Here is a 10,490-nt window from a genome sequence, read left to right on the forward strand (position 1 = left end):
CTGGAGGCGTGGCTCAAAAAACGCGCAGACGTGATGCAGTAACAATCGGCTCAAAACCCAATGGCCCGCCAAGAGCGGGCTTTTTCTTTTGGAGGCATGCATGAAAACAAGCGATGCAGGAGTCACGCTGGTGAAGAGCTCTGAGGGCCTGAAGCTGGTCGCATACAAATGCCCGGCCGGCATCTGGACGAACGGCTACGGCCACACCGGCCCAGACGTTACGCCTGGACAAGTCATCACCCAGGCCCAGGCCGACGCGCTGCTGGCGCGCGATCTGAGCCGCTTCGAAACCGGCGTCACCCGACTGGTCAAGGTGCCGCTGAACCAGAACCAGTTCGATGCGCTGGTCTGTTTCAGCTTTAACTTAGGCCTTGGTGCGCTGCAGGGTTCTACGCTGCTGCGATTGCTCAACGCGGGCGACTACGCCGGCGCGGCCGCTCAGTTCCTGCGCTGGAACAAGGCCGGCGGCAAGGAGCTGCCCGGCCTCACCCGGCGCCGCGCCGCCGAACAGGCAATGTTTCTGGGGAAATAAGATGAACTGGAGACTGATTCTTGCCGGCATTGTGCTGGTGGCCGTGGCCGCCGCAGGCTGGCATTACCGCGCTGTACTTGCCGAGCGCGACGCCGCGAGCCAGCGCGCAGCGGCTGCTGAAACGGTAGTTGTTGCGGAGAAAGCAGCACGGGCAAAGGAACAGAGCACGGCCAAGAGCGACGCATCCGCCGCGGCCGCATACCAAGAGGGATTGGAGAATGGAAAAGTTGAACTTCAAGGGGCTATTGCTCGTCTGCGCGCTCAGCTCCGGCTGCGCGACCAACTCGCCGACGGTAGCAATCTGCCCGCAGCTGCCGCCGGCGCCGGCGAACATAATGGCGAAGCAGGAGCCGAATTTTCTGAAGCGCAGCGAGCAAAACTTGCAGAGGCTCTTGAGCGATTTGGGGTTGAGCAGTACGCCATTGCCGGCGACTCCGATAACGCGGCCAAAAAGCTCGGCACCTGTCAGGTGATCCTGGCTACTGGCCGCGCCAGGGCCGAGTAAAGTCTATGCTGGAATCTGGCACTCATCGGACTCCAGCATGTGCGTCAACTTCACCCCGCCCACTCACCGCCAGTTGTTGGACGGCTTCGGCCTTGACGCCACAGGCATGGAGTGGCGCTCCGAAACCTGGCAGGACTATGCGGCGCCTATCATCACCGCCGGCGGCCTATTGTTAGCATCCTATGGCTTCGTGCCTAAGCGCCATCTGCCGGCTGGCGTTCGCTTCACAACCATGAACGCACGCGCCGAGACGATAGGGGAGAAGCCGACATATAAAGGCCCGTGGCGCCGGTGCCAGCTTTGCTTAGTGCCGATGCATGCGTTTTTCGAACCTTGTTATGAAACCGGAAATGCGGTGCGTACCCGCATCAGCTTGGCCAACGGCGAGCCGTTTGCGGTGGCCGGCATGTGGCGAGAGTGGCAGGAGCCGGACGGCGGCGTCTCGCATGCCTTCACGCAGATCACGATCAACGCCGATGATCACCCACTAATGCGGCGTATGCACAAGCCAGGCGACGAGAAGCGCTCGCTGGTGATCCTGCCGCCGGCGCAGTATCCGGCATGGCTGGCGTGCACTGAGCCGGAGCTGGCCCGGACCTTTCTGACGCTGTTCCCGGCGGAGCTGATGACCGCTTTAGATGCGCCGCTGCCGCGCAAGACGTAATCAACGCACTATCAGCAGTTCATCCAGCCGAGTGGTATAGCGCGGCGATCTCACGTCCTGCCGCATCTGCCAGCGTTGCGTCATGTCTTCCGCCGCCAGCCGTAGCGTGCCCCGGCCAAACTGGCGGGTGATGGCGTCCATCGTCCGCATCAGTCGCTCGCGTCGTGGATCTGGTGGCGCCGCAAACAGGTCAGACTGCACCACGCCGCGCGGGCCAATCTCCATCAGCACGATCCCCGCCTTGTGATACAGGTAGCCCGGCCGGTAGATGGCGCGCAGCCCGGCCAGCGCCGCGTGGGTAATCTCTATTGTGTCGTCGGATGCCCGCACAAGCGGCACGACGATGTAGGGCCGATACTGGGCGACGTCCGAAAACGGGCTTGTGTTGATGCTGACGCCCACCATGCGTGCTGTCGAGCCTTGGGCGCGCAGCTTTTCCGCCGCCCGCGCCGCGTGGTGCGAAATGGATGCGATCAGAGTGTTCAGGTCTCGCACCTTCTTGGAAAACGACCTCGATGCGATGATTTGCTGCTTGCTGGGTGTCACATCTTCAAGCGCTAGGCAACTCACGCCGTTCAGCTCCTGCACTGTCCGCTCCACCACGACCGAGAACTGCCGCTTGATGCGGCGCGGATCGGACCGCTTCAGATCCAGCGCGTTGTGGATGTTCATCGCCTGCAGCTGCTCGGACAGTCGGCGACCAATGCCCCACACATCGCCCACCTCTATCTGCGCCATCATCTGATCGGCCTCGGCCGGCGTGACGAAGTCCCATTCGAACACACCATTCCATTTCGGCTGTTTCTTGGCGATCCGATTGGCTAACTTGGCCAGGGTTTTGGTTGGACCCATGCCGACACAGGTCGGGATGCCAACGCGACTCAGCACGGCCTGACGCATCCTGTGTCCGTGTGCGTCCAGATCAGGCATGCCGGTCATATCGAGGAAGCACTCGTCAATTGAGTAAATTTCCTGCTCGGCGGCGAATTCGGACAACACCCGCATCATGCGCCGGCTCATGTCTCCGTAAAGTGCATAGTTGCTTGAGAACACGGCCACGCCATGTTTACGGCACAGGTCCGCGATCTCGAAGAAGGGGCCGAACATCTTGATGCCAGGCAGCGCCTTAGCCTCGGCGCTGGCCGCCACGACGCAACCGTCGTTGTTGCTCAGCACGACAATGGGCCGGCCGATCAGGTCCGGCCGGAATACGCGCTCACAGCTTGCGTACATGCTGTTGCCGTCAACCAGCGCGAACAGGGTCTTGGTGTTCATCGCCGGAACTTCTTCACCGCGCCGGTCACGACGCCCCAGACCTGCAGCTCCTGACCCGGGCACAGTGTGATCGGTGGATAGGCCGGGTTCTCGGCAATCAGCGCGCAACGGCCGCGCAGGTTGTGAAGCCGCTTGACGGTGAACTCGCCATCGACAATCGCGATCACGATGTCGCCATGATTCGCCGTCAGCCCCTTATCTACCACCAGCAGGTCGCCCTCCCCTATTCCAGCTCCGCTCATCGAGTCACCACGGACGCGGACAAGGAATGTGGCAGCAGGGTCTGCAATCAGGTAAGCGTCAAGACTAATGGAGTCGTCGAGGTAGTCGTCAGCTGGCGACGGGAAGCCGGCGCGCACTGGATCGCCGGCAACGGGCAGCAACAGACCGCTGGCGACAGGTCGGCTGGGAGGGTGCGAGGTCATGGGAGTGAAATTTGAATGCGTACAAATTCAAATTAGACCATGTCCGGCAGGATATCAAAATGGGTTTACTACATGCTGTATGGGAACATTAACCCAGATCACTGGATCGCCAAGAAGAGATCAAGTGTGGCACTTCATCAATCTTATTGTCCCAAAACTGTCCCATACTAACAAAATACTCAATAAAATAGCCATAGTTCGAGTCTCTCCTTTCGCACCATCCCTGGTTTTTATCTCCATGGCCACGCAAGGCCATGAATCTTCCTGAATAAAGATTCCGTCGCAAAGGTTTCTCGCGCGTGGAATCATGACATGCGTCCGCCAAAGCACTGCCGTTTTCCGCAATAGCCCGCCCCTGCCGCGCCCAAACCGTCACCGGACACTGCGATCCAAGCGTCGGCTCCATGGAAAACGCCCCCGAAGCCGTTCCGCTTCGAGGGCGTCAAGCCGGACTCCGGCTTCGCGCAAAGCTGCCGTCGAATCAGCTCGCGGCGGCCGCCTGCTTGTCCATCATGATTTTCAGAATCTGCACATCGGTCTGCACCATGCCCTGGCTGGCCAGCTTGCCAAGATTGGCGATGGATGCGTCCAACTCGCATTCGACGATGCCATCGCTGCCGGCCACGCACACCCCGTCCAAGGCCATCAGCACCGCCTTATAGGCCGAGCCGGCCGAGGTGGACACCTTCATCGCGCAGCTATTGGACGCGCCATCGCAGATCATGCCGGCCAGATCGCCTATCATGCTCGAGATGGCCATGCCGGCCACCGCGTAGCCGCCGCCCAATAGATGGGCCATGCCCGCCGCCGCGCCCATGGATGCGGTGGTGACCGCGCACAGCGCGGACAGCTTGGGCAAGCGGGCGTGGATGTAGATCGCCATCAGGTGCGACAGCATCAGCGCCCGCGTCAGCGTTTCCCGGTCCGCGCCGACATGCTCGGCCACCACCACCACCGGCATGGTGGCGGCAATGCCCTGGTTGCCGGAACCGGAATTGCTCATCGCCGGCAGGGTGGCGCCGCCCATGCGGGCATCGGACGCCGCCGTGGTGCGAGTGAGAATCCGGGTCAGCAGGTTGTCCGACAGCAAACCCGCCCGCACCTGCTTCTGCAGCGTCGCGCCGATGTGCAGACCGTACTGGCCATCCATGCCTACCCGCGACAAGGCCTCGTTCAAGGTGGCCGCCTCGTGGATGAAGTCCATCATATCCAGCGGTGCCTGGGTGGCGAAGTCATAAATGTCCCGCGCTTTTGCGTCGGAAAAATCGTAGGCGACGCCGGCCTGGCCCGTGCTTTCCGGCTGAGCGCGGAACAGCGCCTCGCCATTGTGCTCGATCAGCACCACATGGGTGTGCGAGTCGGCGATGCAGACGCGGGCCTCCTCGCCGCCGGCGAACACCCGGGCTTCCGAGTACAGGATATTGGGCACCTCGGCGATGCTCAGCTGTACCCGGTGTTCGGCGAGCATGCGCTTGGCGGCGTCCACCACCTCCGCGCGCAAACCCTTGAGCACTTCCAGCTTGCCGTCAGGATCGCCGCCCAGCGCGCCCACCGCGGCGGCGATCTGCAGGCCGACGGTGCCGGTGCCTGGCACGGTCACGCCCATGCCGTTCTTCATCAGATTGGGCGATACCCGCGCCTCGATGCGCTCAGGCGCGCGGCCCAGCGTCTTGGCGGCGATGGCACAGGCCAGCGCCAGTGAAATCGGCTCGGTGCAGCCCAGCGCCGGCGCGACTTCAGCGCGTGCCGCCGTGACGAAGCGCGGCCATAAATCGGTGTTGAGAGTCGATGCAGTCATGGTTGTTACACTTTCAAATCAAGTCAATGCCTTGCCGCTGCCCGCCAGGCGCGCAGCGGCTGAAATCAGGAGAAGGCCAGGAAAGGCGACACGCACAGCAGCAGGCCGGTGGCGATGATGATCTTGAGCGCGCCGCCCTTGTATTTGTGCAGGAAAGGCACCTGGTAAACCAGGTAGGCCGGAATCAAGCAGCCCACCAGGCCGAAGACCGGGCTGCAGATCGAGGTGAAGCTCAGCACCGGCGCGTTCAACACGATGGCACCCCAGGACAGCAGCACGGTGAACACCATGATGCCCTTGGCCACCCATTCGGGACGGATGCGCTCCTCCGGCATCACCCGGCGCAGCAGATTCATCGCCAGGCCCTGGCAGGCCTCGCGAAAGCCCAGATAGACGCCGAAATAGGCGGTCATCACCGCAAAAATGTTCAGGATCAGGCTGAACAGCTTGACCATGTCGCCCGGCATGCTGCTGGCCACCATGGCCAGGGCCGAGATGTTTTCATGCGAGGCCTTCACCGCCTGCTCATGCCCCATCGCCAGGGTAAAGGACACCGCATAGAAAAACACCGTGACGAAGAGGATGCCGAAGGCGATGTTCATCGCCCGCATCGCCTTGTACTGCGCCACCTTGCGCGACTTTTCCCGCGCGCGATAGGAAATCACCATCGGGCTCAGGCTCTGGATGAACAGAATGGAGGTCAGCGTGAACGGCAACATGATGATGGCGTCCTTGATCAGGCTGCCCACGGACGGGAAGGCGCCGACATTGACCATATTCCATTCCGACACCATGGCCAGGCCCAGCACCGCCACCACGCCCAGCTTGGTCAGCACCATGCCGGTGGAAATCTTGAACAACAGCTGCTCGCCGCGAGACGCCAGCGCCACCAGCAGGCAAATCAGCCCCAGGCCGTAAAAGGGATTGGCGGACAGCAAGGTATCGGTGACGCCGAAGCTGTGCAGGAAGGAGGCGCTGTCATTGGTGATGGCCGTCGAATACACGAATACCCAGATCACCAGCATGATGAAGTAGAGCGCGCCCAGCAAGATGCCCCAGTTCTTGCCCAAATAGCCGCTGATCACGCTGGGGTAGTCCTTGCACTCCGGCGACTCCGCCAAAGTATTGATGAACAGACGCTGGAACAGATACATCGCCGGGTAACCGATGACGGACGACAGCAGAAACACCCACAGCCCCATCAGCCCCACCTGCACCGGCAGGAAAACAATGCCGGCGCCTATCGCCATGCCTATGCTCATCACCACCCAACCGCGGTCGGTGCTATCGAAACGTATCGCCTCCCGCCATTCCGTCTCGCTCATTCCCGCGCGCTGGGCAGCGCTTGCCCTGGGCTTGACGCCCACCTGGCTGATGTCCATACTGAATGTTCCTTTAGTAGTTTCATGTACTGTTTCAAGCAATCCGGCGCCAACCGGGTGCTTGGTTTTCCCGGACGCGCTGCGCCAACAGCGCGGTACGGGAGCTACGGATGCACATCAAAAGCCGTCATTCACGGCACTGTTTCAGATAGCGGTAAAGCGTGGGTTCGGAAATCTCCAGCGCCTGCGCGGCCTTGCCGACGAATCCCCGGATAGAAAACAAGCCGCGTCGATTCAACTCCCTGATCACCTCCAGTTTCTCATCGCCGGACAAACGCGCCGGGTCCATCGGGTACTGTTCCAATACGTTTTGCATGATGCCCACGCCAACATCGTCTATTCCCAGCGACAGCGTTTCCTGGTGCGGATCGAGGGACAGCTCGGCCGGCAGCAGCGCCTGCACCGCCTCCAGCGCGCGCTGGTAGCGGCTATCGTCGGAATTGACGCAGAACATCGCCTGCACGCGGCCGGCATCGTCCTTGATCACCAGCGTGGACGAGCGCAGCGACACGCCGCCCCTGGTCTTGCTGTGGTAGTTCAAGCGGTAGTTCTCGCCGCCCTTGCCGGAACACTCCCGCGCCATGCTCAAGGCGAGATCCGTGGCCGGCGCGCCCACGCTGCGGCCGGACAAATGCCCGTTGCGGATGATTTTTAGCGAGGCGCTGGGATCGGAAAGATCATGCACCGCCACTTCGCTGTCCGGCCCCAACAGGGCCGACACAAAGTCGGCGAGCACTTCGGCGTCGAGATATAGTTTCATGGCGATGACAAAAAATTTATCACGGCGAGATTCTATCCATCACATTTCCGGCATGTCATGCGCAACTGCGCGCGCATTTGACGCGCGTCAAACTCGGCAAAACCGCTAGATCCCGCCCAGGCGGCGCCCAATGAAAAAACCCGCCGAAACGGCGGGTTCAAGATTGGGCCAGGCCTTGCTGGCTATTGTTTTACAAGGGCTCCTCGGCCAATAAGCGCCTGGCGAACACATCCACCGGCGTGTCCGGGATAAAATCCAAGCGCACCCGGCTTTCCACCGCGAAACCCAGCTTGCTCAATACCCGCGCCGATCCGGCATTGTCCGGATGCACCAGGCCCACCAGCCGGTCCAGGCCATGGACGTCGCGAGCCAAGCGCAGACAGGCGCGGCCGGACTCGGTGGCCAGGCCCAGGCCCCAATACTCCGGCAGAAAGCGATAGCCCAGTTCCACCGCGTCCACCGCCGCCATGTATTTCAGGCCGCTGAAGCCTATCACCTCGCCGCTGTCCTTCCACACGCAAGCCACTCGGCCGAAACCATGCCGCTCATAGTCCGCCAACGGGCCGTCGCGCATCGCCTGCAAGGCTTGCTCGCGCGAGCCGAACGGCGTATTGCCCACATAGCGGATGGCCTCGGCCACGGTGCCGAGCCGGTAGAAGGCGTCCAGGTCATCCTCCTTGAAAGGCCGCAAAATCATGCGGCCGGTATCCACTGCTTGCATCGCTATCTCCCAGCTATTCGCAACATCATGACAATGGAAACAATCTGCCAGCAATAATCCATTTGCGCTATATTTTTTGCATCGCAACAAAAACGCCAGTCAGCCGCGCCCGGCGGATCAACTGATATACTGTCGCTTTGATTTTCCCCGCCGCAGAACCCCGCCATGAACGATCTGTTTGCCAATGAACCGAAAAAACCGCTGGCTGAAGCGCTGCGTCCCGGCCGCCTCGACGAGGTGATCGGCCAGCGGCACCTGATCGGCCCCGGCAAGCCGCTGCGGCTGGCGGTGGAAGCGCGCACCCCGCACTCGATGATTCTGTGGGGCCCTCCCGGCGTAGGCAAAACCACGCTGGCGCGCATACTCGCCGCCAGTTTCGATGCCGAGTTCATCCCGCTGTCGGCGGTGTTCTCCGGCGTCAAGGACATCCGCGAAGCGGTGGAGCGCGCTCACGCCGCGCTGCAGCGCTCCGGCCGCCACACCATTCTGTTCGTCGACGAGGTGCACCGCTTCAACAAGAGCCAGCAGGACGCCTTCCTGCCCTTCGTCGAATCCGGTCTGCTCACCTTCATCGGCGCCACGACGGAAAACCCCTCCTTCGAGGTCAACTCGGCCTTGCTGTCGCGCGCCCAGGTCTATGTGCTCAACAGCCTGGACGAGGAAGAACTGCGCCAGCTGTTCGAACGCGCCGCCGCCAATGGCGCGCTGGACGGGCTGAGCTTCGACGATGCCGCCATCGATACCCTGACCGGCTACGCCGACGGCGACGCCCGCCGTTTCCTCAACCTGTTGGAGCAGACCCGCACCGCCGCCTACGCGCGCAAGGCCGGCCAGATCGACCGCGACTTTCTGTCCGAGGTGCTGACCGTCAACGCGCGCCGCTTCGACAAGGGCGGCGACGATTTCTACGATCAGATCTCCGCGCTGCACAAATCGGTGCGCGGTTCCAATCCCGACGCGGCGCTGTATTGGCTGACGCGGATGCTGGACGGCGGCGCCGACGCGCGCTATCTGGCGCGCCGGCTGGTGCGCATGGCCTGGGAAGACATCGGCCTGGCCGATCCGCGCGCGATGCAGATCGCCAACGAGGCCGCCGCCACCTATGAGCGGCTGGGCAGCCCGGAAGGCGAACTTGCGCTGGCTCAAGCCGCGCTGTATTTGGCCGTGGCCGCCAAGAGCAATGCCGGTTACAAGGCGTATAATGAGGCCCGCGCCTTCATCAAGCAGGACAAATCCCGGCCGGTGCCGGTACACTTGCGCAATGCGCCCACTCGGCTGATGAAGGAATTGGGCTACGGCCACGAATACCGCTACGCCCATGACGAACCCCATGCCTACGCCGCCGGCGAGACCTATCTGCCGGAAGGAATCGAAGACATGCGCTGGTATCAGCCGACGCCGCGCGGACTGGAAAGCAAAATAAGGGACAAGCTGGATTTCCTGCGTCAACTCGACGACGACGCCCGGCAAGACTCCGAATAAGTGAAAGAAACAGGACCAACCTAACCATGCTCGACATCAATCTGCTTCGCAACGACATCGAAGCCGTCGCCGCCCGTCTGGCCGGCCGCGGCTATACCCTGGACACCGCCGCCTTCAATCAGCTGGAGTCCGACCGCAAATCCCTGCAAACCCGCATGCAGGAACTGCAAGCCAAGCGCAACGCCTCCTCCAAGCAGATCGGCGTGGCCAAGGGCAAGGGTGAAGACGTGTCAGCCATCCTGGCCGAAGTAGCGACGCTGGGCGATGAGCTGAAAGCCGCCGAGCAAGGTTTCGACGCGGTGCAAAAACAGCTGGACGCCTGGCTGATGTCCATCCCCAACCTGCCGCACGAATCGGTGCCGGTGGGCAAGGACGAAAACGACAATGTGGAAGTGCGCCGCGTCGGCGTGCCGCGCCAGTTCGACTTCGAAGTGAAGGATCACGTCGATGTCGGCGCGCCGCTGGGCCTGGATTTCGACACCGGCGCCAAGCTGTCCGGCGCGCGCTTCACCGTGCTCAAGGGCGATATCGCCCGCCTGCACCGCGCCATCGCCCAGTTCATGCTGAACACCCATACCGGCGATCACGGCTATGTCGAGCATTACACCCCCTACATCGTCAACGACAGCGCGCTGCTGGGCACCGGCCAACTGCCCAAGTTCGCCGAGGACATGTTCAAGGTGACCAAGGGCGGTGAAGAAGGCAATGTGGACCAGTACCTGATCTCCACCTCGGAAATCACCCTGACCAACACCGTCAGCAACAGCATCCTCAAGGCCGAGGATCTGCCGCTGAAGCTGACCGCGCATTCGCCCTGCTTCCGCTCCGAAGCCGGCAGCTATGGCCGCGACACCCGCGGCATGATTCGCCAGCACCAGTTCGACAAGGTGGAAATGGTGCGCATCGAGAAGCCGGAAGACTCCTACGCCGCGCTGGAAGAAATGGT

Annotated in this window: 11 protein-coding genes; 5 read left to right on the forward strand and 6 right to left on the reverse strand. The window is 62.0% G+C overall.

Annotated elements, in window-relative coordinates; translation table 11 throughout:
- Positions 1-100: 100 nt before the first annotated feature.
- Genes ACE3QM_RS22325 through ACE3QM_RS22335 form a run of 3 tightly spaced genes read left to right on the forward strand, consistent with a single transcriptional unit; the run spans position 101 to position 1,701 of the window.
- Positions 101-532, forward strand: a complete 432-nt coding sequence (locus ACE3QM_RS22325; RefSeq protein WP_374424977.1) for a lysozyme — start codon at positions 101-103, stop codon at positions 530-532.
- A 1-nt stretch (position 533) separates the two neighbouring features.
- Positions 534-1,037 carry a hypothetical protein gene (locus ACE3QM_RS22330; protein ID WP_374424979.1) on the forward strand — a complete coding sequence of 168 codons (504 nt, stop codon included), beginning with the start codon at positions 534-536 and terminating at the stop codon, positions 1,035-1,037.
- 37 nt (positions 1,038-1,074) lie between these two features.
- On the forward strand, positions 1,075-1,701 hold the full coding sequence (locus tag ACE3QM_RS22335) for an SOS response-associated peptidase (protein WP_374424981.1): 627 nt from the start codon (positions 1,075-1,077) through the stop codon (positions 1,699-1,701).
- Here ACE3QM_RS22335 and ACE3QM_RS22340 read toward each other — a convergent pair whose 3' ends face one another.
- From ACE3QM_RS22340 to ACE3QM_RS22365, 6 genes are all read right to left on the reverse strand, one after another.
- Positions 1,702-2,976, reverse strand: coding sequence for a Y-family DNA polymerase (locus ACE3QM_RS22340; RefSeq protein WP_374424983.1), 1,275 nt, complete (start codon positions 2,974-2,976; stop codon positions 1,702-1,704).
- Positions 2,973-3,401: a LexA family protein gene (locus ACE3QM_RS22345; protein ID WP_374424985.1), complete on the reverse strand. Its 429-nt coding sequence runs from the start codon at positions 3,399-3,401 to the stop codon at positions 2,973-2,975. The genes ACE3QM_RS22340 and ACE3QM_RS22345 overlap by 4 nt, the downstream gene beginning before the upstream one ends.
- Positions 3,402-3,882: 481 nt before the next feature.
- Positions 3,883-5,199 carry a serine dehydratase subunit alpha family protein gene (locus tag ACE3QM_RS22350; RefSeq protein WP_231460985.1) on the reverse strand — a complete coding sequence of 439 codons (1,317 nt, stop codon included), beginning with the start codon at positions 5,197-5,199 and terminating at the stop codon, positions 3,883-3,885.
- Between the two features lie 65 nt (positions 5,200-5,264).
- Entirely contained in the window at positions 5,265-6,581 is a 1,317-nt protein-coding gene (locus tag ACE3QM_RS22355; RefSeq protein WP_374424987.1) for a hypothetical protein, read from the reverse strand.
- Between the two features lie 127 nt (positions 6,582-6,708).
- The gene (locus ACE3QM_RS22360) at positions 6,709-7,341 is read right to left on the reverse strand and encodes a transcriptional regulator (protein WP_231460987.1); all 633 of its coding nucleotides are present in this window, start codon (positions 7,339-7,341) and stop codon (positions 6,709-6,711) included.
- A 190-nt stretch (positions 7,342-7,531) separates the two neighbouring features.
- Positions 7,532-8,062: a GNAT family N-acetyltransferase gene (locus tag ACE3QM_RS22365; RefSeq protein WP_231460988.1), complete on the reverse strand. Its 531-nt coding sequence runs from the start codon at positions 8,060-8,062 to the stop codon at positions 7,532-7,534.
- A 165-nt stretch (positions 8,063-8,227) separates the two neighbouring features.
- Between ACE3QM_RS22365 and ACE3QM_RS22370 the strand changes: the two genes are divergently transcribed.
- Together ACE3QM_RS22370 and serS are read left to right on the forward strand one after the other, a co-directional pair.
- Complete coding sequence (locus ACE3QM_RS22370) at positions 8,228-9,544, forward strand: replication-associated recombination protein A (RefSeq protein ID WP_048407748.1); 1,317 nt, start codon at positions 8,228-8,230, stop codon at positions 9,542-9,544.
- Between the two features lie 26 nt (positions 9,545-9,570).
- On the forward strand, positions 9,571-10,490 hold a 920-nt coding region (serS, locus tag ACE3QM_RS22375; protein ID WP_374424991.1), incomplete at its 3' end, for a serine--tRNA ligase.

The sequence above is a fragment of the Chromobacterium sp. genome (genome assembly GCF_041912965.1).
GTDB classification, from domain to species: domain Bacteria; phylum Pseudomonadota; class Gammaproteobacteria; order Burkholderiales; family Chromobacteriaceae; genus Chromobacterium; species Chromobacterium aquaticum.